Annotated in this window: 26 protein-coding genes; all 26 read left to right on the top strand. The window is 67.2% G+C overall.

Annotated features, from left to right (window positions below; all coding sequences use genetic code 11):
- Positions 1–25 precede the first annotated feature (25 nt).
- Positions 26–346 (top strand): hypothetical protein, encoded by a 321-nt coding sequence (locus ACFSCU_RS18520; RefSeq protein ID WP_033448821.1) that lies wholly within the window; start codon positions 26–28, stop codon positions 344–346.
- 88 nt (positions 347–434) lie between these two features.
- Positions 435–740, top strand: coding sequence for a hypothetical protein (locus ACFSCU_RS18515; protein WP_033448819.1), 306 nt, complete (start codon positions 435–437; stop codon positions 738–740).
- Between the two features lie 135 nt (positions 741–875).
- Positions 876–3,155, top strand: a complete 2,280-nt coding sequence (locus ACFSCU_RS18510) for a helicase-related protein (protein ID WP_033448816.1) — start codon at positions 876–878, stop codon at positions 3,153–3,155.
- Between the two features lie 227 nt (positions 3,156–3,382).
- Positions 3,383–3,982 carry a PFGI-1 class ICE element type IV pilus protein PilL2 gene (gene pilL2 / locus ACFSCU_RS18505; RefSeq protein WP_377561333.1) on the top strand — a complete coding sequence of 200 codons (600 nt, stop codon included), beginning with the start codon at positions 3,383–3,385 and terminating at the stop codon, positions 3,980–3,982.
- Positions 3,979–4,620 (top strand): hypothetical protein, encoded by a 642-nt coding sequence (locus tag ACFSCU_RS18500; RefSeq protein ID WP_377561332.1) that lies wholly within the window; start codon positions 3,979–3,981, stop codon positions 4,618–4,620. The genes pilL2 and ACFSCU_RS18500 overlap by 4 nt, the downstream gene beginning before the upstream one ends.
- Before the next feature lie 14 nt (positions 4,621–4,634).
- The gene (locus ACFSCU_RS18495; RefSeq protein WP_180550122.1) at positions 4,635–5,360 is read left to right on the top strand and encodes a TIGR03759 family integrating conjugative element protein; all 726 of its coding nucleotides are present in this window, start codon (positions 4,635–4,637) and stop codon (positions 5,358–5,360) included.
- Positions 5,342–5,932 (top strand): transglycosylase SLT domain-containing protein, encoded by a 591-nt coding sequence (locus ACFSCU_RS18490; protein ID WP_033448807.1) that lies wholly within the window; start codon positions 5,342–5,344, stop codon positions 5,930–5,932. Before ACFSCU_RS18495 ends, ACFSCU_RS18490 begins: the two co-directional genes overlap by 19 nt.
- On the top strand, positions 5,929–6,468 hold the full coding sequence (locus ACFSCU_RS18485) for an integrating conjugative element protein (RefSeq protein WP_033448804.1): 540 nt from the start codon (positions 5,929–5,931) through the stop codon (positions 6,466–6,468). The genes ACFSCU_RS18490 and ACFSCU_RS18485 overlap by 4 nt, the downstream gene beginning before the upstream one ends.
- Before the next feature lie 4 nt (positions 6,469–6,472).
- On the top strand, positions 6,473–8,677 hold the full coding sequence (gene traD / locus ACFSCU_RS18480; protein ID WP_377561331.1) for a type IV conjugative transfer system coupling protein TraD: 2,205 nt from the start codon (positions 6,473–6,475) through the stop codon (positions 8,675–8,677).
- Positions 8,674–9,423 (top strand): TIGR03747 family integrating conjugative element membrane protein, encoded by a 750-nt coding sequence (locus ACFSCU_RS18475; RefSeq protein WP_180550123.1) that lies wholly within the window; start codon positions 8,674–8,676, stop codon positions 9,421–9,423. The genes traD and ACFSCU_RS18475 overlap by 4 nt, the downstream gene beginning before the upstream one ends.
- A 98-nt stretch (positions 9,424–9,521) precedes the next feature.
- A complete protein-coding gene (locus ACFSCU_RS18470) occupies positions 9,522–9,905 on the top strand; it encodes an integrative conjugative element protein, RAQPRD family (RefSeq protein ID WP_377561330.1) in 384 nt (127 codons plus the stop codon).
- Positions 9,902–10,135 (top strand): TIGR03758 family integrating conjugative element protein, encoded by a 234-nt coding sequence (locus ACFSCU_RS18465; protein ID WP_003821106.1) that lies wholly within the window; start codon positions 9,902–9,904, stop codon positions 10,133–10,135. Before ACFSCU_RS18470 ends, ACFSCU_RS18465 begins: the two co-directional genes overlap by 4 nt.
- A 16-nt stretch (positions 10,136–10,151) precedes the next feature.
- Positions 10,152–10,511 carry a TIGR03745 family integrating conjugative element membrane protein gene (locus tag ACFSCU_RS18460; protein ID WP_023095489.1) on the top strand — a complete coding sequence of 120 codons (360 nt, stop codon included), beginning with the start codon at positions 10,152–10,154 and terminating at the stop codon, positions 10,509–10,511.
- 12 nt (positions 10,512–10,523) lie between these two features.
- Entirely contained in the window at positions 10,524–10,934 is a 411-nt protein-coding gene (locus ACFSCU_RS18455) for a TIGR03750 family conjugal transfer protein (RefSeq protein ID WP_377561329.1), read from the top strand.
- Positions 10,931–11,623, top strand: coding sequence for a PFL_4703 family integrating conjugative element protein (locus ACFSCU_RS18450; protein WP_180550124.1), 693 nt, complete (start codon positions 10,931–10,933; stop codon positions 11,621–11,623). Before ACFSCU_RS18455 ends, ACFSCU_RS18450 begins: the two co-directional genes overlap by 4 nt.
- On the top strand, positions 11,620–12,537 hold the full coding sequence (locus ACFSCU_RS18445) for a TIGR03749 family integrating conjugative element protein (RefSeq protein WP_180550125.1): 918 nt from the start codon (positions 11,620–11,622) through the stop codon (positions 12,535–12,537). The genes ACFSCU_RS18450 and ACFSCU_RS18445 overlap by 4 nt, the downstream gene beginning before the upstream one ends.
- The gene (locus ACFSCU_RS18440) at positions 12,527–13,945 is read left to right on the top strand and encodes a TIGR03752 family integrating conjugative element protein (RefSeq protein ID WP_180550126.1); all 1,419 of its coding nucleotides are present in this window, start codon (positions 12,527–12,529) and stop codon (positions 13,943–13,945) included. Before ACFSCU_RS18445 ends, ACFSCU_RS18440 begins: the two co-directional genes overlap by 11 nt.
- Positions 13,926–14,366 carry a TIGR03751 family conjugal transfer lipoprotein gene (locus tag ACFSCU_RS18435; protein WP_180550127.1) on the top strand — a complete coding sequence of 147 codons (441 nt, stop codon included), beginning with the start codon at positions 13,926–13,928 and terminating at the stop codon, positions 14,364–14,366. Before ACFSCU_RS18440 ends, ACFSCU_RS18435 begins: the two co-directional genes overlap by 20 nt.
- Positions 14,366–17,233, top strand: coding sequence for a conjugative transfer ATPase (locus ACFSCU_RS18430; protein WP_377561328.1), 2,868 nt, complete (start codon positions 14,366–14,368; stop codon positions 17,231–17,233). Before ACFSCU_RS18435 ends, ACFSCU_RS18430 begins: the two co-directional genes overlap by 1 nt.
- A gap of 13 nt (positions 17,234–17,246) precedes the next feature.
- On the top strand, positions 17,247–18,032 hold the full coding sequence (locus tag ACFSCU_RS18425) for a DsbA family protein (protein ID WP_180550128.1): 786 nt from the start codon (positions 17,247–17,249) through the stop codon (positions 18,030–18,032).
- A 181-nt stretch (positions 18,033–18,213) separates the two neighbouring features.
- Positions 18,214–18,708, top strand: coding sequence for a JAB domain-containing protein (locus ACFSCU_RS18420; RefSeq protein WP_377561327.1), 495 nt, complete (start codon positions 18,214–18,216; stop codon positions 18,706–18,708).
- Between the two features lie 162 nt (positions 18,709–18,870).
- Positions 18,871–19,317: a TIGR03757 family integrating conjugative element protein gene (locus ACFSCU_RS18415; protein WP_180550129.1), complete on the top strand. Its 447-nt coding sequence runs from the start codon at positions 18,871–18,873 to the stop codon at positions 19,315–19,317.
- A complete protein-coding gene (locus ACFSCU_RS18410; RefSeq protein WP_180550130.1) occupies positions 19,314–20,261 on the top strand; it encodes a TIGR03756 family integrating conjugative element protein in 948 nt (315 codons plus the stop codon). Before ACFSCU_RS18415 ends, ACFSCU_RS18410 begins: the two co-directional genes overlap by 4 nt.
- Positions 20,262–20,271: 10 nt before the next feature.
- Positions 20,272–21,666 carry an integrating conjugative element protein gene (locus ACFSCU_RS18405; protein WP_377561326.1) on the top strand — a complete coding sequence of 465 codons (1,395 nt, stop codon included), beginning with the start codon at positions 20,272–20,274 and terminating at the stop codon, positions 21,664–21,666.
- A complete protein-coding gene (locus ACFSCU_RS18400) occupies positions 21,663–22,010 on the top strand; it encodes a hypothetical protein (protein ID WP_180550131.1) in 348 nt (115 codons plus the stop codon). The genes ACFSCU_RS18405 and ACFSCU_RS18400 overlap by 4 nt, the downstream gene beginning before the upstream one ends.
- Positions 22,011–22,025: 15 nt before the next feature.
- On the top strand, positions 22,026–23,224 hold a 1,199-nt coding region (locus ACFSCU_RS18395), incomplete at its 3' end, for a conjugal transfer protein TraG N-terminal domain-containing protein (RefSeq protein ID WP_377561325.1).

Here is a 23,224-nt window from a genome sequence, read left to right as displayed (position 1 = left end):
GTACCACCTCGAAGGAGAAACACCCATGTTCTCAAGCCTGTTCAAGCGGCCCGCGCCGCAGAAGCAACCGTTGTTCGCACCAGGTACGTTGCAGTTGAGCGAAAAGGTGCATTGGCTGGCCCGCAAAGGCCTGATCGACCCCTTGGCTCTTGTCCAGCGCCATGTGCGCGGTGACTGGGGCGAGACCGATGAGGCCACCCGTCAAGCCAACGATGTCGCAATCCGTGGGGACGATCCGATGATCTCCCACTTCAGGATCACGCCCGAACTGGTGTTGATCGTCAAAACCAGCGAGGACCACCAGACCACGGTGATCCAGCTTCCCGAAGAACGGGACATGATCTGACAGCACCATTGTCGTCTTCATCCACCTGCCGGAGCCACTTCACTCCGCCAGGGGTGTCGTGGCTCAATGACTCATCAAGGAGGAGCCCATGGCATCACATCGCATTGAAACCTACTGCCACAGGCTGGCGTTTCCAATCGGTGCGCTCATCTTCAGCAGGGGCATCGATCGCCTGGTCCGAACGGGTCGCCTCGACCCGATCCCGTACTTCAGGCGCCACACCCGTGGCGACTGGGGCGACGTCAACATCCAGCAATGGCAGGCCAACAGCACTGCACTGCAATCCGGTGCATCGCTGGAATCCCGCTACGTGATCCATCCGGGGCTGGCCATCCGCATCGTCACCGATGCGCAGCGCAGCGCCACCGTCATCGTGCTGCCGTCCGAAGACTGAGCACGATTCACCAGCAGGCCGCCACGGCCGGCAACTTCGACCACCTCGGCCAAGCGCCGATTTCCTTCCCACTGCGGGGCATGCCATTGCCCCGCTGGGGGTGGTGCATGCCCCATTTTTCATTGGAGCATCACCATGTCCCTCGATCTCGAAACCACTGCCGTTGAAGCCGCGCCCGTACAGGGCGAACTGCTCGATGCGGAATCTTCCCCTCTGACCCTGAGCCTTCAGGATTTCGTCGGCGAGTTCGGCGACGAACTGCTCGACGCCCTCAACAGCGCGAACCCGCCGGTCTATAACGGCCAGCCGCAGGCGCACCGGCAACTCGTCGTCGCCAGCCTCAAGCGCAAGCTGTTCCCGGCCCAGGCCGAAGTCGTCCACGCCGCCGCCGAGCTGCTGATCGACCGTGGCGAACGCGCCGCGATCGTCAATGGCGAAATGGGCTGCGGCAAGACGACCGTCGGCATCGCCACGGCCGCTGTGCTCAACGCCGAAGGCTACCGCCGCACCCTGGTTCTTTCGCCGCCGCACCTTGTTTACAAGTGGCGGCGCGAGATCCAGGAGACGGTGGCAGGCGCCAAGGTGTGGGTGCTCAACGGGCCGGACACGCTCGTCAAGCTCATCAAGCTGCGCGAGCAGTTGAATGTCCAGCCCACGGGCCAGGAGTTCTTTGTCTTGGGCCGGGTCAGGATGCGGATGGGGTTCCACTGGAAGCCCGTCTTCACCCAGCGGCGTACCCGTCACGGCAACGTGGCGGCGTGCCCGGACTGCGGCACGGTCATCACCGACCTCGACGGCGAGCCGGTCAACCCGGTCGCGCTCCAAGCCGAGGAATACCGCAGGAAGTGCAGCCATTGCGCCGCCCCCCTGTGGACACTGATCCGCCCGCGCAGCCTGTCCGGCAGCGACCAGTCCTCGGCCGTGCTGAAAGCCTTGAAGCGCATCCCGACGATCGGGGAAGTCACTGCGCAGAAGCTGATGCAGAAGTTCGGCGACGGGTTCTTGGCGTCGATGCTGGGCGACAACATCCACGAGTTCATCAACTTGATGGATGGCAACGGCGAACTGGTCTTCTCTGACCGCCAGGCGCATCGCATGGAAAGAGCGATGGCGAACATGGAGTTCGGCTTTGGCGAAGGCGGCTACCAGCCGTCCGAGTTCATCAAGCGCTATCTGCCGCAAGGCACGTTCGACTTGTGCATCGCGGACGAGGCGCACGAGTACAAGAACGGTGGCAGTGCCCAGGGTCAGGCTATGGGCGTGCTGGCGGCGAAGGCTCGCAAGACCTTGCTGCTGACAGGCACGCTGATGGGCGGCTACGGGGACGACCTGTTCTACCTGCTGTTCCGAGCCCTGCCTGGGCGGATGATCGAAGACGGCTACCGCCCGACCACGAGCGGCAGCATGACCTCGGCGGCCATGGCGTTCATGAGGGACCACGGGGTCCTCAAGGACATCTACTCCGAAAGCACCGGCACGGCGCACAAGACGGCCAGGGGCACCAAGGTATCGGTGCGCACGGTCAAGGCTCCCGGCTTCGGGCCAAAGGGGGTCTTGCGGTGCATCCTGCCGTTCACGATCTTCCTCAAGCTCAAGGACATCGGCGGCAACGTCCTGCCGCCGTATGACGAGGAGTTCCGCGAAGTCGCAATGGACACGGCGCAAGCCGCGGCCTACCGCGACCTGGCGGGTCGGCTGACCGCAGAGCTGAAACAGGCTCTGGCGCGACGCGATACGACGCTGCTGGGTGTGGTGCTCAACGTGCTGCTGGCCTGGCCGGACTGCTGCTTCCGGTCGGAAACCGTAGTGCATCCGCGCACGCGCAACACCTTGGCGTTCGTCCCGGCTCAGTTCAACGAGTTCGAGGTGACGCCGAAAGAGCGCGAGCTGATCGACATCTGCAAGGAAGAGAAGGCGCAGGGCCGCAAGGTTCTGGCCTACACGGTCTATACCGGCACGCGCGACACCACGTCGCGCTTGAAGGTATTGCTGGAGCAAGAAGGCTTTCGGGTGGCGGTGCTGCGCGCAAGCGTGGACGCCAGCCGCCGCGAGGACTGGATCGCCGAGCAACTGGACCGTGGCATCGACGTGCTCATCACCAACCCCGAGCTGGTCAAGACGGGCTTGGATCTGTTGGACTTCCCGACGATCGTTTTCATGCAGTCGGGCTACAACGTGTACTCGCTCCAGCAGGCGGCACGCCGCTCCTGGCGCATCGGACAGAAACAGCCGGTGCGCGTGATCTACCTGGGCTACGCCGGTTCCTCGCAGATGACCTGCCTGGAGCTGATGGCCAAGAAGATCATGGTCTCGCAGTCCACCTCGGGCGACGTGCCCGAATCGGGCCTCGATGTGCTCAACCAAGACGGTGATTCCGTCGAGGTCGCACTGGCCCGGCAACTTGTCGCCGCCTGATCCCCACGCCAACGCCGGCCTCGCGCCGCCGGCTTTCCATTGTTCCCACCTTGCAGCCACGCCCACGGTCTCCGTGGACGTGGCTGCATCTTCACTGGCCCCTTCGGGGGCCTTTTTCTTTGGAGGGAGGCTGCCGGGAAATCGGGCGCTGCCTGGTTCGCATTGTTTGCTGCCGCTCGTGGCCCGAGCGGCGATGGTGAGGGCTCGATGTTTCAGGACGACGCGCCATGTGCCCCTCTCCCCCCTGGTTTCACCATCCCGAACGCCGCCTGCTGGCGGGTTTTCTCGGCCTGCTTTGGTCGGTGCTGGCTGGCGGCTGCGCCACGACGAGCGCGCCGGTCGCGCCCGACACCATCGAGGAAATCTCGGCCGCGCCCGTACCCGAGGCGCCCGATTACATCCCCGTCGTGCGCTACGGCCGCTACACCCTCGTGGAACTGGCACCGACGGCAGCGCAGCGCGACCTGCTGTTGCAGACCATCGACGTGTCGATGCCCGAGGATGCCCGCGCCACGGTCGGCGACGGGCTACGGCATGTGCTCAAGCGCAGCGGCTACGGCCTGTGCCAGACGGCGCACGCCGTGATCGAGCTGTACGCACTGCCACTGCCGGCGGTGCACCTGCACCTCGGTCCCATGACCCTGCGCGATGCGCTGCTCACCCTGGCTGGTCCGGCCTGGGAACTGCACGCGGATGACCGCGCGCGGCAAGTCTGCTTCGAGCGGCCCGGCGACAGCATGACCGCCGACAACGTACCCGCGCCGCCCGCCGCCGAGGTGGTGCAGACGTTCCCGCTGGCGCCCGCGGCATCGGGAGGCCAGCCATGAACGCCCCGCAGCCCGCCCATCGTTCAACGGCCGCCGTGGTGGTGCAGAGCCTGATGTGGCTCTGGCTGATCGGCCTGAGTGTCCTCGTCGCCCTCGGCTACCAGGCGATGAACGACCAGACCGACCAGGAGCGCCTCGATTCCCGCCTGCAACGCCTCGAAGCGCAGGCGACAGGCCTGGCCGAGAACATCGAGGCCATCCAGCAGCGTCCGGCTGTCGCCACGGCGGCAGACCTCAAAGACACCCACCAAATCCTGGAAGCACGCGCGGCCCAGGTCGAGAAATCGCTGAGCGCCTATGCCGCTGCCGACGATCTTCAGGCACTGCGCGCCGAAGTCGAGCAGGTCAAGGCGCGCCAGACCGCCGCACGCGCCGCAGTACCCGCCCAGCCGCGCGCACCGAGCAAGTCAGCCGCCAAGTCTGAACCCCCGCCGCTCCCGTTCCGCATCGTCGGTGCCGAACTGCGCGCCGGCGAGCGCAGCGTGTCCGTCGCGCCGAGCAGTGGCGACTTCACGCCCGACCAGCTTCAGGTGCTGCTACCCGGCGATGCCGTCGGCCCGTGGCGCTTGCAGGTCATCGAAGGCAACACCGCGGTGTTCCAGGCCGGCGACCAGACCCGCCGCGTGGCGATTCCCTGACCGGAGCAGATCGCATGAAGCCATCGATCATCCTTTCCGCGCTCCTGCTGGCGTCCACCCAGGGGCCCGCGTGGGGGCAGCAGCCCGCCACGGCTCCCGCCCGCAATGCGCAGAGCCAGGAGCGCCCGCTGGCCGCTCGCGTTCTGGACGACCGGGTGGCGAGCGACTGGGGCCTGCAACCGCAGGAGTGGACGCGCTACCGCGAACTGATGGACGGGCCGCTGGGAATTTACTCGCCCAACCTGGACCCGTTGTCGGCCCTGGGCATCGAGGCGCGCACCGATGAAGAACGGCGCCGCTACGCCGAGCTGCAGGTGCAGGTCGAAGCGCGCCGCGTGGAGAAGCTGCTCGCCTACCAGAGGGCTTACGACGAGGCCTGGCAGCGTCTGAACCCCGGCATGCAGCGGGTGAACATGCCCGACGACAAGCCGGTCGCGGGAGCCACGCGCGGCTCCGGCCGCACGGCGGTGTTCGTCAAGGACGGCTGCGAAGCCTGCGGGCAGCTCGTACAGCGCCTGCAATCCTCGGGGACCGAGTTCGACCTGTACATGGTCGGCAGCCGCCAGGACGATGCGCGCATCCGCGACTGGGCCAAACGCGCGAACGTCGATCCGGCGCGCGTGCGCAGCGGCACCATCACGCTCAACCACGACGGCGGCCGCTGGCTGTCGCTGGGCCTGCCCGGCGACTTGCCCGCGGTCGTGCGCGAGGTGAACGGCCAATGGCAGCGCCAGCCATAGCCGCACTCCTGCGCGCACTGATGCTCGCCGCTGGCCTGTGCGCCTGCGTCGCCCAGGCCCAGGAGGTTCCGCCACCGGCCTACCAGCTCGCCGCACAGCGCGCAGGCATCCCCTCGACGGTGCTCTACGCCGTCGCCTTGCAGGAGAGCGGCATCCGGCGCAACGGGCGCATCGTACCGTGGCCGTGGTCGCTCAATGTCGCCGGCCAGTCGCGCCGCTATGCAACCCGCGCCGATGCCTGCGCGGGCTTGCAGCAGGTGATGCGCTCCACGCCGCACACGCGCATCGACGCCGGCCTGGGCCAGATCAACCTCGGCTACCACCAGCAGCGCTACGCCAGCGCGTGCGACCTGCTGGACCCGTACCGCAACCTCGCCATCGCTGCCGAGATCCTGCGCGAGCAGCACACCCCCGGCGAGGACTGGTTGCTGGCGATCGGCCGCTACCACCGTCCTGCGGGCGGCGAGCCTGCCGCCCGCTACCGGCGCAGCGTGTCGCGCCACCTCGCCCGGGTGCAGGGCGCACGCCCAACCGCCGCGGTTCTCGCCGCACGCCAGGAGACATCCCCATGACGACATCCCATCTGGCCTTGCGGGGCCTGCTCGTACTGCTGGCGGGCCTGCCGCTGGCCTCGCTTGCCGGCGAGCCGCTGATCGTGGTCGAAGACCGTGGCGGCGCGTCGGCGCTGCCGTACTACGAAGCCCTGAACCTCCAGCCGCGCGCCAACGCGCCGGCCCGGCCGCCGATCCCGACACCCCAGGTTCTCGCCACGCCGGCGGACGAGGCCGCGATGCTACCCGTGCGCAGCGCCAAGCTCACGCCCGGCACCGTCGCGCGGCGGGTCATCGAGGCACCGGGCCTGCGGCCTTTCGTGGTCGTCGGCGACGACGAGGCATCCCGGGCCTGGCTGCGCAGCCAGGCGGCAGCGCTGCGCGAGCGCGGCGCGGTCGGCCTGGTGGTCAACGTCGAGACCGTGCAGGGCCTGGCGCTGCTGCGCGCCCTGGTGCCCGGTGTGCCGCTCGCGCCTGTGTCCGGCGACGACCTGGCCGAGCGTCTGGGCCTGCGGCACTACCCGGCGCTGATCACGGCCACCGGCATCGAGCAATGAAGCCATGTCGGGGAAACAGCCGGTCGAGGTACTGCTACGCCCAGCGGTGGAGCTATACACCGTTGCCGCATGCGCGGGCGCCGCGTTTCTGTCCCTGGTGGCCCCATGGTCGCTCGCGCTGAGCCCGTCCATGGGCGTCGGCAGCGCGCTGGCGTTCGGCGCCTACGGTGCCATCCGCTACCGCGATGCCCGCGTCATCCTGCGCTACCGGCGCAACATCCGCCGCCTGCCTCGATACGTGATGACCAGCAAGGACGTGCCGGTCAGCCAGCAGCGGCTGTTCGTCGGGCGCGGTTTCCTGTGGGAGCAGAAGCACACCCATAGGCTGATGCAGACGTACCGGCCGGAGTTCCGCCGCTACGTCGAGCCGACGCCCGCGTACCGGCTGGCGCGGCGTCTGGAAGAACGGCTGGAGTTCGCGCCGTTCCCGCTGTCCCGGCTGCCAGCGCTCACCGGCTGGGACGTGCCTTTCAACCCGGTGCGGCCGCTGCCGCCTGTGGGCGGTCTGCCGCGCCTGCACGGCATCGAGCCCGAGGAGGTGGATGTCAGCCTGCCGTTGGGCGAGCGCGTCGGGCATTCGCTAGTGCTGGGCACCACGCGCGTCGGCAAGACCCGGCTGGCCGAACTGTTCGTGACCCAGGACATCCGGCGCGTGAACGCTGCGGGCGAGCACGAGGTGGTGATCGTGATCGACCCCAAGGGCGATGCCGATCTCCTGAAGCGGATGTACGTAGAGGCCAAGCGCGCGGGCCGCGAAGGCGAGTTTTACGTCTTTCATTTGGGCTGGCCGGACATTTCCGCGCGCTACAACGCCGTGGGCCGCTTTGGGCGCATCAGCGAGGTGGCCACCCGCGTCGCGGGGCAGCTTTCCGGCGAAGGCAACAGCGCGGCGTTCCGCGAGTTCGCCTGGCGCTTCGTCAACATCATTGCGCGCGCGTTGGTGGAGCTGGGGCAGCGCCCGGACTACATGCTGATCCAGCGGCACGTCATCAACATCGACGCGCTGTTCATCGAGTACGCCCAGCATTACTTCGCCAAGACCGAGCCCAAGGCCTGGGAGGTGATCGTCCAGATCGAGGCCAAGATCAACGAGAAGAACATCCCGCGCAACATGATCGGGCGCGAGAAGCGCGTGGTGGCGCTGGAGCAGTACCTCTCGCAGGCGCGCAACTACGACCCGGTGCTGGATGGCCTGCGCACGGCGGTTCGCTACGACAAGACGTACTTCGACAAGATCGTCGCATCGCTGCTGCCGCTGCTGGAGAAGCTCACCAGCGGCAAGATCGCCCAGCTCCTGGCTCCGAACTACTCCGACCTGGCCGACCCGCGCCCGATCTTCGACTGGATGCAGATCATCCGTAAGAGGGCCATCGTCTATGTGGGCCTGGATGCGCTCTCCGACGCCGAGGTCGCCGCAGCGGTCGGCAACTCGATTTTCAGCGATCTCGTGTCGGTCGCCGGGCATATCTACAAGCATGGGATCGACGATGGCCTGCCAAACACTTCGATGTCGGCATCGGCCAGTGCGCGCGTGCCGATCAATGTCCACGCCGACGAGTTCAACGAGTTGATGGGAGACGAGTTCATCCCGCTGATCAACAAGGGCGGCGGTGCCGGCCTGCAAGTCACTGCGTACACGCAGACCCTCTCGGACATCGAGGCCCGCATCGGCAACCGCGCCAAGGCCGGTCAGGTGATCGGAAATTTCAACAACCTGTTCATGCTGCGCGTGCGCGAGACCGCGACCGCCGAACTGCTGACCCGGCAATTGCCGAAGGTCGAGGTCTATACGACCACCATCGTCAGCGGCGCGACCGACAGCTCGGACATTCGCGGGGCGACGGATTTCACGTCGAACACTCAGGACCGCATCAGCATGTCCAGCGTGCCGATGATCGAGCCGTCTCACGTCGTCGGCCTGCCGAAAGGCCAGTGCTTCGCGTTGCTGCAGGGCGGCCAGCTTTGGAAAGTGCGCATGCCGCTGCCGGCGCCGGACCCGGACGAAGTGATGCCGGCAGACTTGCAGCAACTGGCCGGGTACATGCGCCAGAGCTACAGCGAAGCGACGCAGTGGTGGGAGTTCACCAGTTCCCCCGCCTTGCAGGACACGGGCCTGCCCGACGACCTGCTGGATGACGCCGCTGCGGCCGAACCTCCCGCGGTGGCCATTGCCACCGACGAGGACACCGGCAACAAGGCCTCGCCATGAAGGACGCCGCCTCGACTGCACAACGGGAGCAGAACCAGCGCCAGGGCCTGATCGTCGGCACCATCACCTTGCCGTTCCGGCTGCTCGGGGTGCTGATCGGCTCGCTGCTGTTCTCGATCGTCGTGGAGTGCGTAGGCATGCACCTGTTCTGGAAGGACCAGGGCTGGCGGCACTCGCAGCAGATGTTGCAGTACGAACTGGGGCACCTGTCCAGCCACTTCACGCGTAGCGTCGTCGTGCAGGAGCCGGGGCGCACCGCGCACGAACTGGTGGATACCGGCTACGAATGGGTATTCGTTCGCTCCGGGCTGCTGGAGCGCATGAGCCAGACCGCCGAGCGCGCCCGCGCACCCAGCCACGGGCAGACGCGCAACTTCCGCTACTACATCAGCCAGGTCTATGTCTGGGCCGAGAACTACCTGATTGCCGCGGCCTTCACCACGCTCACGTTCCTGGTGCGCCTGCTGGCTCTGGTGCTCACGTTGCCGCTGATCTTCACCGCGGCGTTCGTCGGCCTGATCGACGGTCTTGTGCGCCGGGACGTGCGCCGGTTCGGCGCAGGCCGGGAATCCGGCTTCATCTACCACCGCGCGAAGGCGAGCCTGATGCCGCTGGCCGTGCTGCCGTGGGTCACGTACCTGGCCTTGCCGATCTCGGTGCATCCACTGCTGATCCTGCTGCCCAGCGCCGCCTTGCTGGGACTGGCCGTGAGCCTGACCGCAGGCAGCTTCAAGAAGTACCTCTAGGCCATCAATCCGGGCATGCGCGAGTTCCTATTGTTTGCGGCCTAAAAGCCCCTCGCTGCCCACGATCAAGCCATTGCTGATCACACAGGAATGGCGCGATGTTGGCTCCGATCTGGCAGCGCGCCGCGCATCGCGGCGTGCCCATTTTTCTCGTGACGGCCCTGCTGCTGGGTCAGTCCCCGATGGCGTTGGCCGAGTCCCCCGCACAGCGCCAGGAGCTGGTCGCCGCGCTGCGCCAGCTCGACGCCTTGGAGCGCACCGTCGCCGACAGCGCCGCGCATGCCCCCGTCCAGCCGGGCGAGCGCTACCACTTCGATTACCCGCGGCTGCTGGCTGACCTGGCGCGCGTGCGCGCCGGCATCCAAGCCCATCTCACACCGTCGCGTGCCCAGCCGCGCGATCCCTCCGAACTGGCCGGCGACTACCGCACCGAGCGGTCCGCTCCGCCATCGCCGACGACGGCTGCGGAGGGCAAGCAATGAACGGTGCCCAGGTCTCGGCATTTCAAGCCAACAGCGGCATCGCGCCGTCGGCGATGGCGACCGTCCTGGTCGGCGCCGTGTTCGCGGTCCTGCTCGTCTGGGGCGTCTGGGCCATCCGAACGGCCTACGTGGGGTGGTCCGAGAGCCGCCTCAACCAGCGCCAGTTCCTCGGCGTCTGCATCCGCTTCGTCGCGATGTACCTCGTCCTGAGCTTCTTCCTCCTCTCCTGACCTGAAAGGCATGACCATGCAAAACCGCATCCTCCATTCCCGTCTTGCCCAGCGCGCCGCTGTGGCACTGGGCGCCGCCGCGCTGCCCGCGCTGTCGTTCGCGCAAGGCTTGCCGCAGTTGGAGAACCCAACCCGCGGCACCGGCAACGGCATCATGGAAACGATCAGGAACTACGGCTACGACATCATCATGCTCGTGGCCCTCCTGGTCGTGGCGTCGATGTTCATCGGCGTCTGCTACCACGCCTACGGGACCTACGCGGAAATCCACACCGGCCGCAAGACCTGGGGCCAGTTCGGCCTCACCGTCGCGATCGGTGCCGTGCTGCTGGTGATCGGCATCTGGCTGCTCACCGAAGCCACCGGCATCCTGTAAGGCGAGGCCGGTATGTCCGACCAGCAGCACATCCGTGCGGACGGGACGGTCACGTTCCTTCCGCATCGGCTCAACCGCCACCCCGTGGTCGTGCGCGGCCTCACCGCCGACGAACTGTGGATCTGCTGCGGCCTGTCCGGCGCCGCCGGCCTGCTGGTCGGTGCGCCGCTGTCCTGGGTGTTCCGCACGATCGCCATCGCGCCGACGTTCGTCGTCCTGGGCGTGGCCCTGGGCGTCTTCATCGGCGGCGGCATCCTGCGCCGGCTCAAGCGCGGGCGTCCCGACACCTGGCTGTACCGGCAACTGCAATGGCGCATCGCCACGCGCCATCCGCTGATGGCGGGCTGGGTAGGCGGGCACGTGCTGATCTCGCGCTCCGGCTTCTGGTCCACCCGAAGGTCCGTTGCAAGGGGGGCACGATGAGCCGCTTCAAGAACGAGATCATCCACCTGCAGGCGCACATCAAGACGCTTCGCCTGGGCGCTGGCGCGCTGGTCATCGTCGCCCTGGTCATGGGCGGTGGCTGGTGGAGCGCGCCGCGCGACCTGACCATCCACGTCCCGCCCGACCTGCGCTCCGGCAGTACCCGGAAGTGGTGGGAAGTGCCGCCCGAATCGGTCTATGCGTTCACGTTCTACGTGTTCCAGACCCTCAACCGCTGGCCGACGAACGGCGAAGAGGACTACGCGCGCAACCTCCACACGCTCTCGCCGTACCTCACCCCGTCCTGCCAAGCCTTCCTGCGCGCGGACTACGACTACCGCCGCAGCACGGGCGAACTGCGCCAGCGCGTGCGCGGGATTTATGAAATCCCCGGCCGCGGCTACGGCGACGACCCCACGGCGCGCGTGCGCGTGGTTTCCGACCGCGACTGGGTGGTGACGCTCGACATCACCGCCGACGAGTACTACGGCGCCGAGCAGGTCAAGCGCGCGCTCGTGCGCTACCCGGTGAAAGTCACGCGGGTGGACGTCGATCCCGCCCGCAATCCGTTCGGCCTGGCGCTGGACTGCTACGACGGTGCGCCCCAGCGCATCAGCGCCCCGGAGCCGACGCGCCCGGCGCCTGACGGCCTGTCTCCGCAAGCGCCCCAAGGAGGAAACACCCCATGAAGCATCCTGTACTCGTGCTGCTGGGGCTGCTGGCCGCGGCCGCGGCACCCGTCTCCCATGCTGTGGAGATTCTGCGCTGGGAGCGCATGCCGCTGGCGGTGCCGCTGAAGGTCGGCCAGGAGCGCATCGTGTTCATCGATCGGAACGTCCGCGTGGGCGTGCCTGCGGGCGTGGGCGAACGCCTGCGCGTGCAGAGCGCGGGTGGTGCGGTGTACCTGCGCGCCAGCGAGCCGATCGAGCCCACGCGGCTGCAATTGCAGGACGCCGACACGGGCGCGCTGATCCTGCTCGACATCGCGGCCGAGCCGCCCAAGGACGGCGAAGCCGAGCTGGAGCCGGTGCGCATCGTCGAGGGCAGCAGCACCCCGGCACGCTATGGTGATCAGGCAGGCGGTGCCAATGAGGCCCCAGCACGCGCCCAGGATGAGACAGGTACGCGGGCAGCGCGGCGCGAGACGCCGGTTTCGGTCGTCCTGACGCGCTTCGCCGCGCAGAACCTCTACGCGCCCCTGCGCACCGTGGAGCCGCTGCCCGGCGTCATGCGGGTGAACCTGCGCCGCGACCTCGACCTGGGCACGCTGATGCCGACGCTGCCCGTGCGCGCGGTCGCGCTTGCGTCATGGCGTCTGGAAGACCAGTGGGTCACCGCCGTGCGCCTGACCAACAGCAGCAGCGGCTGGGTCACGCTCGACCCGCGCGTGCTGCAAGGCGATTTCCTCACCGCCACCTTCCAGCACGAAGCGCTCGGCCCCCGCGGGACGCCCGAGGACACGACCGTCCTGTACCTGGTGACGCGCGGACGCGGCCTCGCGCAATCGCTGCTGCCGGCGATCCACCGCTTCGACCCGGCCGTGCATCTGCCGCAGCCGGAAGCGGAAGCCGACGACGGCAAGGAGGCCCGCCATGCGCAGTAACGGCTTGCTCAAGTGGCTGATGATCCCGGTCGCCTTGCTGGTGCTGTTCGTTGCCATCCGGCTGTTCTCCGGCGGAAGCACGTCGGCACCGCCCGCCGCGGATGCCGGCTCCAAGCTTACGCCCGAGGAAATGAAGGCGTTGGGCATCGAAGGCGATACCCCGCGCGACACCGTTGCAACCCTGGTGGCCCAGGTGAAGCAGTTGCGCACCGAGCTTCAGACCGCGCTGACCGACAACAAGTCGCAGCGCGAGGAAAACCAGCGGCTGCGCCAGCGCGAAAACTCCATCGACCAGCGCATCAATTCGGCCCTCGAATCCGAGCGCTCCAACCTGCGCCGCGACCAGGAACAGGCGGCCAGCGCGCGCCAGCAGACCGAGGGGCTGCTCGCCGACCTGCAGCGGCGCCTGGACAGCATCGGCGGGCGCGGCGGCGGCCATGCTGATCTGCCGGTGGGCCTGGGGCTGCGTGATGGCGACGAGGCCGGCATGGAAGGCGGCATGCGATGGGTCGAACCGGACGACGCGAAGAAGGCCGAGGGCCGCAATGGCAGTCGTGGCACGGGCAACGGCATGAGCTTCCCGACGAGCTTCGGCCCCGCGCAAAGCACGCTGGAAACCACCGCGGAAACCGTGGCGAACGCCGGCGCACGTGCGGCAGGCGTCAAGAGGGCCAAGCCGGTCTATACCGTGCCGACCAACTCGACGCTGATGGGGTCGGTCGCGATGACGGCGCTGATCGGTCGTGTGCCGATCGACGGGACGGTGAACGATCCGTACCCCTTCAAAGTGTTGGTCGGGCCGGACAACCTCACGGCCAACGGGATTGATATTCCCGACGTGGCCGGTGCGGTGTTCAGCGGAACCGCATCGGGTGACTGGACGCTCTCGTGCGTGCGCGGCCAAGTGCGCAGCATCACCTTCGTCTTCAACGACGGCACGATCCGCACCATCCCCGAAGACCGTGAAGGCAACCAGCAGAACAACCAGCAACGCGACGGCCTGGGCTGGATCATCGATCCGCACGGCATCCCCTGCGTCAGCGGCGAGCGGCGCAGCAACGCCCAGCAATACCTCGGCTCGCAGGCCCTGATCACGGCGGCCGGTGCCGGCGTCGCCTCGCTCATCGAGAGCGACAGCGGCCGCATGTCCTACGTCGGCTCGGACGGCGCCATCGGCACCGTGGGGATCAGCGGCCAGGAAGCGGTCGGCCAGATCCTCGCGGGCGGCGTGCGGGACATGTCGGCCTGGGTCAACAAGCTCTACGGCCAGGCCTTCGCCGCCGTCTATGTGCAGCCCGGCGCCAAGGTCGCCGTCCACCTCGAAAAGCCGCTCGCCATCGATCACGACCCCGAAGGCCGGCGCGTCGATCACCGTGCAGGAGAAAGCCATGCGCTCGAACTCGATTAAAGGCCTCGCGCTGGCAGCGGCCGTCGCCGTGCTCGGCGGCTGCGCCACCAGCAAGGAAGAGCTGCTGACCCATAGCGACCGCACCATGATGGACATCTGGCAGCAGGAAACGGGCGGCGGCGGCAGTGGCACCGGCCAGGTCGCCCGCCGGCAGTTGCTCGACGCGCGCCAGCGCCTGCGCCGGCCGCTGACCGACGCCGATGTGCAGGCCGCACCGGCCGAGCAGATGCGCTACACGCGCACCGCGCGCAACGAGGTCTATCGCCAGTTCCAGCGCCTGCCCAACCCCGATCTCGTCATGTACGTGTACCCGCACCTGGCGGGCACGGACCCCGTGCCGGTTCCGGGCTACACGACGGTCTTCCCGCTGTACCAGCGCGTGCAGTACGCCATGCCCGGTGAACGGCTGGAGGACTATTGATGCGCTGGAAACTTCCCTGGCCGAAGCTGGCCGCATCCGGCACCGGCGACGAAGAGAAGCCGGACGGCTGTCAGCGCCACGTCGAGGCCTTGCGCCAGGCCGGCGTCCCTGAACCCGGCGCAGCGGTCCAGGACCGCAGGCCGGCGACGGTAGCCGACGAGCAGGCGCTGTACGACGTCGCGCCGTCGTTCGCGGAACTGCTGCCTTGGGTGGAGTTCTTGCCGCAGTCGAAGTCCATGCTGCTCGAAGACGGGCAATCCGTGGCGGCCTTCTACGAGTTGGTGCCGCTAGGCACCGAGGGGCGGGAACCCGGCTGGCTGGCACATGCCCGCGATGCGCTCGAAAACGCGCTGCAAGACAGTTTCGATGAACTGGACGAGAACCCCTGGGTGCTCCAGCTCTACGCCCAGGACGAACCCAGCTTCGACCAGTACATGGAGAACCTGCGCAACTACGTGCAGCCGCGCGCCCGCGGCACCGCATTCACGGAGTTCTACCTTCGATTCTTCAGCCACCACCTGCGCGCGGTCGCCAAGCCGGGCGGCCTGTTCGAGGACACGGTGGTCACGCGGCTGCGCTGGCGCGGCCAGACGCGGCGGGTGCGCATGGTGATCTATCGCCGTGCCACCGGGCAGGCAAGCCGCCGCGGCCAGACGCCCGAGCAGATGCTGAACATCGTCTGCGACCGCCTGTGCGGCGGGCTGGCGAACGCAGGCATCCAGGCACGGCGCATGGTCGCAGCCGACGTCCACGACTGGCTGCTGCGCTGGTTCAATCCGCGCCCCGCGATGCTCGGGCCGAGTGCAGAGGACCGGGAGCGCTTCTACGCGCTGGCGCGCTACCCCGACGAGACCGAGGACGGCGAGATCGAACTGGCGAGCGGTCGGGATTTCAGCCAGCGGTTGTTCTTCGGCCAGCCACGCTCCGACGTGGAGCGTGGCACCTGGTACTTCGATGGCATGCCGCACCGCGTGCTGATCACCGACCGGCTGCGCATGCCGCCCGGCACCGGACACCTGACCGGCGAGACCCGCAAAGGGGATGCCATCAACACGCTGTTCGACCAGATGCCGGAAGACACCTTGCTTTGTCTCACGATGGTCGCCACGCCGCAGGATGTCCTGGAAGCGGACTTGAACCACCTGGCGAAGAAGGCCGTGGGCGAGACGCTGGCGTCAGAGCAGACGCTCAAGGACGTGCAGGAAGCCCGCTCCCTGATCGGCAGCGCACACAAGCTCTACCGGGGGACGCTGGCGTTCTACCTGCGCGGGCGCGACGAAGCGGAGCTGGACCGGCGCGGCCTGGACCTGGCGAACGTCATGCTCAACGCCGGCTTGCAGCCGGTGCGCGAGGACGACGAGGTGGCACCGCTCAACAGCTACCTGCGCTGGCTGCCGTGCTGCTACAACCCCGGTCAGGACCGGCGTAGGTGGTACACCCAACTGATGTTCGCGCAGCACATCGCGAACGTGTCGCCGGTGTGGGGCCGCGCCCAAGGCACGGGGCACCCCGGCATCACGATGTTCAATCGCGGTGGCGGCCCGATTACGTTTGACCCCTTGAACAGGTTGGATCGGCAGATGAATGCCCACCTGTTTCTGTTCGGCCCTACGGGCTCGGGAAAGTCCGCGACGCTCAACAACCTCTTGAATCAGGTCACGGCCATCTATCGGCCGCGGCTGTTCATCGTGGAGGCCGGCAACAGTTTCGGCCTGTTCAGCGATTTCGCCAAGCGGCTGGGCCTGACCGTGAACCGGGTCAAACTGGCCCCTGGCTCGGGCATCAGCCTGGCACCGTTCGCCGATGCGCGCCGGCTGATCGAAACGCCGAGCGACGTGCAGACGCTCGATGCCGACGCGCTGGACGAGGACCTTCCCCCGGATGCCTCGGCCATGGAGGCGGACGAGCAGCGCGACGTGCTGGGCGAATTGGAGATCACGGCGCGGCTGATGATCACCGGCGGCGAGGACAAGGAAGAAGCTCGGATGACGCGGGCCGACCGCTCGCTGGTCCGCCAGTGCATCCTCGACGCCGCCGAGCACTGCGTGGCCGAGAAACGCACGGTGCTCACGCGCGATGTGCGCAACGCGCTGCGCACCCGCGGCCAGGACCCGACGCTGCCCGAGATGCGGCGTGTGCGGCTGCTGGAGATGGCGGACGCGATGGACATGTTCTGCCAAGGCACGGACGGCGAGATGTTCGACCGTGACGGCACGCCGTGGCCCGAGGCGGACATCACCCTGGTGGACCTCGCAACCTACGCCCGCGAGGGCTACAACGCCCAGCTCTCCATCGCCTACATCAGCCTGATCAGCACGGTGAACAACATCGCCGAGCGCGATCAGTACCTGGGACGCCCGATCATCAACGTCACCGACGAAGGGCACATCATCACGAAGAACCCGCTGCTCGCGCCCTATGTCGTGAAAATTACAAAAATGTGGAGAAAGTTGGGGGCCTGGTTCTGGCTCGCAACGCAGAATATCGACGACTTGCCACGCGCTGCAGAGCCCATGCTCAACATGATCGAGTGGTGGATCTGTCTCAGCATGCCGCCCGATGAAGTCGAGAAGATCGCGCGGTTCCGCGAACTCTCGCCCGCGCAGAAGGCGCTGATGCTTTCGGCCCGCAAAGAGGCGGGGAAATTCACCGAAGGCGTCATCCTCTCCAAGAGCATGGAAGTGCTGTTCCGCGCCGTGCCACCGAGCCTGTACCTCGCGCTCGCGCAGACAGAACCAGAGGAGAAGGCCGAGCGCTACCAACTCATGCAGCAGTACGGCTGCACCGAACTGGAAGCGGCTTTCAAGGTGGCCGAGAAGATCGACCAGGCGCGCGGCATCGAGTCGCCGGCCCTGGAACTGTCGTAAGCCGGAGAACGCCATGGAACCGAAACGTCCTTCCATCCCGATGCAGGTCCAGGCGTTCCGCGGCCGCACTCGGCGGCCTCGCTGGCCCTGGGTCTTGGCTGCTGCGCTGGTCGCGCTGCTGCTGATCTGGCTGGTGTTCCGGTCGCCCGGCGAATCCCCGCCGCAGCCGCCCGCGTCGGCCAGCATGACGCAGCCTTCCGGGCCGCCCTGGCAGATGGGCAACCCGGAGGGCCGCTTCACGCTGACGCTCTATGCCGACCTGGAGTGCCCGTTCTGCCGGGAGTACTTCCCGCAGCTCAAGCGCTGGGTCGGCAACAACACCGACGTCGCACTGCAATGGCACCACCAGCCGCTGGCTGCGCACGAGCCGGCCGCGTCGGCCGAGGCACGTCTGGCCGAGTGCGCCGCTGAAGCTGGCGGGCATGCTGCGTTCTGGCAAGCCGTCGAATGGGTCTATGCCCATACGCGCAGCGACGGCCAAGGATTGCCCGACGGGCTTCAGTACCCCGAATCCACGCCAGCCATCGAGCAGTGCATGGCAAGCGAACGTCCCGGCGCCGCCATTCGCGTCCAGTCCTCAGAAGCCACCAAGAGCGGCGTGACCGCCACACCGTCGCTGCGGCTGCTCGATCGCCAGACGGGCCAGGCCATCCTGCTGCAGGGGCCTATCGAGGGCGATGCCTTGCTGTCGGCCATGGACATGCTGGCGGCTGGGGACATGGCCAGCGACGCGGCGGCTTCACCCGCCACCGCCACATCCGAAATGCCTGCCGACGTTGTCGGCGACATGCCCAGGTAGCCCTCGGTCTTGGAGGCTACGGCACGGCTTGCCGCGCTGACCGCTACCCGTTCGCTTTCGCATCCTGGCCGCGAACAATCACCGCCGCGCGGTGATGGATGCACCTTGTTCCGCTGTTTCCATCCCCAGGAGGGCTTGCCCTCCCAGGGGGCGCCCTCCGCTCACTTTCTGGAGGTCCGCCATGTCTCTCGTCGCCAACGACTCCTGCGTGGAGCCACGTTTTTCCCCCGCGTCCCAATCCGATGACTGGATCATCCGGCAAGCCATCGCGTTGCTGGAGCAGCGGGTCTTCAAGAAGGGGCCATCCCTGGAGAGGCCTGCGGCCGTCAAGGACTACCTGCGCCTGAAACTGGCCGCCGAGCCCAACGAAATCTTCGCCATCGTTTTTCTCAACAGCATGCACGAGGTGCTGGCCTACGAGCCGATGTTCAAGGGCACGGTCCATTCGACCACGGTGCATGCGCGCCCAATCGTGCAGCGCGCCCTGGAACTTAACGCCGCTGCGGTCATTTTTTCGCACCAGCACCCTTCGGGCTGCACGGAGCCGTCAAGCGCGGACCGCGCGATGACCCAGACGCTGAAGACCGCGCTGGCGCTGATCGATGTGAGGGTGCTGGATCACCTCATCGTCGGCCAGGGCACGCCGTACTCGTTCGCGGAATCCGGCCTGCTGTAGCGATGGCATCGGCTTGCTAATCCACGCGGAGGCTTCGGCCTCCGCTTTTTCATGGGCGCGAGACAAGCAGGTATGCGGGCAGTGCGCGATGCGCATTGTTTGTTGGGGCCGCGTCGGCTTCGCGATTGACTACTGCTCTGATCAACTTCAAGGGCACGCGACATGCCAGCATCTATTTCCAGGTTCGCGCCGGGCTGGCGAACCCTCGGCCTGGCCGTGGCGCTGCCGGCAGCCCTGGCCGTTTTCAGCCCGGCCACCTTCGCCGCCGACGTGGTGGTCGTCACCGACAGCCGCCACCCGGTCAAGACCATGGGCGGCGAGCGGCTGATCGAGCTGGACGAAGCTCACAGGATTGAAGCGGAGCTTTCAGCGGAACTGCCCACCGATCCCGAACAAGCGACGGCCATCGTCAAGCGCCGGCTCTCAAGCGGCGGCGCCGACCTCCAGCGCCGCATCGCCTCCGCATATCAGGGCGTCACCGACGCATGGAGCCTGGGCGTCACCAGCCTCCCAGCAGTCGTGGTGGACCAGCGTTACGTGGCCTATGGCGAGCCGGACGTGGCTCGCGCCATTGCGCGCATCGAGCAGCACCGGAGGACCCAGCCGTGACCCGAGCATTCGACCTGATGCGCCGCCTGCACGCTAGCGTGGCGTCCGTGCTGCTGCTCAGTGCCACCGGCAGCTACGCCCTCAACACCGCCACCATCGTCGGCTCGGTGGCTTCGCCCGATTGCCTCGAATACCGCGTCGTCGGCATCTGCTACTGGCTCTACTGCACCTGGACGGGCTGCACGGTGCGCACGTCCACCAAGGTTCGCCACTACGTTCCCGATGCAGTCGTCTCCAGCTACAGCAACACCGGCGAGAACCCCTGGGTCGAAGTCCGGGCAATGAGCACGCCCAACCCGTCCGCCCAGGCAGGCGGCGATGGAACCACGAACGAGGATCACGAAAACAACCTCGCGAAGTTCAAGAACGCCGACGTGATCGGCCACCCTGGCGTCGAGGTTTTCAACCAATTCATCTCGTCCTCGGGCTATTTCTGCGAGGGCGCGGGCACGGCATTCATGCCGTACTTGCTCAGCACCTTGGACACGCTGGCCTGGCGCTACAACGTGCCCGAGATGGCCTATCCGGAAGCGCTGATTCCGGGCCGGCGCGAGGTCGGTGCGCGCGCCACGATGAACCTCTGGGGCAACGTGTATCCCCGCGGCGGTTTCTTGCACCAGAGCGACGACCTTAAGGCTGGCGCAGTAGTCGCACAACGCGCTGGCGATGTCGTCACGCGCCGCGGGCAGATCCACGTCTATCAGCCGCTGCTCGCCAGCTCCCGCGACGGCTACTGGCCTGCCGGCGCGCTGATGGAGGGCGACGCCTCGACCGGCAAGTGGCAGGAACTCACGCCCGTCCTGTCCTCGTCCTGCACGGTTTTCCCTCGCAGCGGCTTCCTGACCCAGGCCCAACAGGGCGACTACGCCTGGGCGCTGTGGCGGCCCTATGCGTGCTGCGAACGCAGGGGCCAGGTGTTCCTCGGCAGCGTCGATTTCTATTGAGGGTACGGCGATGAAGCGTCCTGAACTGACGAACCTCTCCACCAAGACGGGTCGCCTTCTGCGTCCGGCGATCCTGGCCGGCGCGCTCGCGCTGGGCTGCGGCCTGGCGTGGGCACAGACGGGATTCCAGACCAGCGGCCCGGTGATCGGCGATGAGGTCATGTACTCCATCGGTGGCGGCAGCGCGGTGTCCATGGGCCGTGCGGCCGGCATGCGCTCGATCGGGGTCGGCGTGGGCTGGAACAGCAACCTCATTTGCGGTGACATGAGCATCCAGACCACGCTGCGCAACCAGCTCAACGGCATCACGAACGGCTTTCAGCAGATCATGAGCAACGTGATCCAGAGCGCCACGAGTGCCGTGGCGTCCCTGCCTGCGCTGATCATCCAGCGCGCTGATCCTGGCCTGTACAACCTGCTCACCAACGGCGTGCTGCAGGCGCGGCTGGATTTCGACCGTTCCAAGCTGACGTGCCGCGCGATGGCGGAAAAGATGGCCGAGACGGCGGGGGGCCAGCTTGGCTGGAGCCAGATGGCGGAAGGCATGGCGCTGCGTGACGCGATGGGGAGCAACGACGCCGTGTCGGCCGTCGAGCAGGCCGAGACGCGCCGGGGCAACGACGGCGTGCCCTGGGTAGGCGGCAACAATGCCGGCGGCGCAGGCCAGACCGCCATCCGCGTGGTCGGCGACGTCACCCGGGCGGGCTACAACCTGGTCAATGGCCGCGGCGTGACCGACACGTCCTCCATTGCGCCCGTCAGTTGCGCCAGCCTGTCCTGCCAGACCTGGACCTCGCCACAGCAAGCAACCGAATGGGCCACGCGGGTCCTCGGGGAACAGGTGCAGCGCACGTGCGATTCCTGCACCAAGACCGAGACCGTACCCGGCGTTGGGCTGACGCCGCTGATCCAAGAGGAATACGAGGCGAAGCTGGAAGCCTTGCAGGAACTGGTCTCGGGGGCGCGCAACACGACGTTCGAGAACCTGCGCGCTGCCGGCAGCACCTCGCTGCCGATCACGCGCGGCGTCATCGAGGCACTGCGTGACGAGCCGGACCAGGACCTGCTGGCGCGGCGCCTTGCCTCCGAAGTTGCGCTGTCGTCCGTGTTGGAGAAGGCATTGCTGCTTCAGCGGACTTTGTTGACCGGCAAGAAGGAGCCCAACGTGGCGGCGAACCAGTTGGCGGTCGAGACCGTGAACCACGAGAGCGACACGCTCGACCAGGACATCCGCAACCTCAAGACCGAATTGGAACTGCGCCGCGAACTGGCGAACAACTCGCCCATGGCCATCATCCAGCGCCACAGCACGCGGGCGGCTGGCTCGCGCGGCATCTACGAAGGCGATCCGGTGCCCGACCGCCTCGATCGGTTGCAGAAGGGCAATCCCGGGGGCAGGCCATGAACACGACCTGGCTGCACCCGCGCTGGCTGTTCAGCCGGCGCGCGGCAAAGGCGCTGCTGTGGGCGGTGGCGCTCGTCGCCGCTGCCGTGGGCGCAAACATCGTGGGCATCTACCTGCTGGGCAGCGTTGCCGGCTGGGAGCAGTGGCTGGCGGCAGCTTCAGGCTACTTCCTGGTGTGGCGGCTGTGCCTGTATGGGGCAACGGCCTATGGATGGGTGTGGATGCGCCGCCGGCTGCTGGCGCGCGAAGACGACGAGCAGGCGCGGCGGCGCCTGATGCGCAGCGAGATCGCTGGCGTCGTTGCCATCGTGGCGCTGGAAGCCAGCCTGTTGATGCGGGGCTGAGGGGAGATTCAGGCCATGACTCTTTTCACGACCGACTACCTGGAGTACTACCTGACCCTCGTGTCCTGGATCATCAACAACGGCATCTGGGCGGTGCTGGTGTCCAGCGGGGTGTCCGCGCTGCCCTTCGTGGCGATCATCGTGCAGGAGTGGCTGAAGGCCCGTGCGGAAGGCGCCGACGAAGGCAACAAGGGCGTGCTCTCGGCTGCGCGCATCGAGAACCGGGTGTTCGTCGCCATCGTCGTCGTGATGTTCGCCGGCATCCCGTTCATCGACGTGGACCTCAACACCATCCAGTACGACAGCTCGCGCTCCGCCCAGTGCCAGGTCAGCGTGCCTCAACCCACGGATACAGGCTGGTCGCAGTCTTTCAGCACGCTCAACAACCAGAGCGCCAAGGTGCCGGTCTGGTGGGGTTTCATGCACGCGCTATCACGTGCCGTCACGGGCGCCTCGGTGGCGGCCATCCCGTGCGGAACAGACCTTCGGCAGATGAGGATGGAGATCGATGCCACGCGCATCGACGATCCGGTACTGGCTCAGGAGGTGGCGGATTTCACGCACAACTGCTACGGGCCGGCGCGCGCCAAACTTTTCATGCAGCGCCCGGATCTCGATGAGGCGCAGATGCACGATGTCACCTGGATCGGCTCGCGCTTCTTCACGGACACCGCTGGCTACTACGACAGCTATCGGTCCGCCACACCGCGCGACAACTGGCCCTACGACAGTACCCGCGACGCCGGGCTGGCGCAGGTCGCCAGTGGCGGCGGCTATCCGACCTGCAGGCAATGGTGGGCCGATGGCAGCAACGGCCTGCGGGCGCGGTTGCTGGGCCAGGTGGACCCGAGCCTGCTCACGCGGCTGGCGGGCTGGGCGGGTTTTTTGAGCCGTGCCCAAGTGGACGATTCGGTGATCCGCGCGATCGCGTCACCGCGGCAGCAGAAGCTGAACCAGGGCAGCGTCTATACGGACTACGGCGGCCAGATCGACAAGACCTTGCCGAACATCATCACGCGCGCTGCCGGCGACGTGGGGATGGCCGTCGGGGGTATCGCGGCGTTCCCGGCAATGGACGTGGTGCGCCAAGCGCTGCCGATGGTGCTTGCGCTCCTCAAGATGGCGCTCGTGATCTGCATCCCATTGGTGCTAGCCCGGATATTTCACGCATGTAGCCAACGGCGTGCGCAGCGGGGCATCGCGGCGCGGATTTG

This window comes from Ottowia beijingensis (assembly GCF_042680925.1).
Taxonomy (GTDB): domain Bacteria; phylum Pseudomonadota; class Gammaproteobacteria; order Burkholderiales; family Burkholderiaceae_C; genus Ottowia; species Ottowia beijingensis.
Note: the sequence above shows the minus strand (reverse complement) of the source record. Positions and strands in the feature narration are given on the sequence as shown.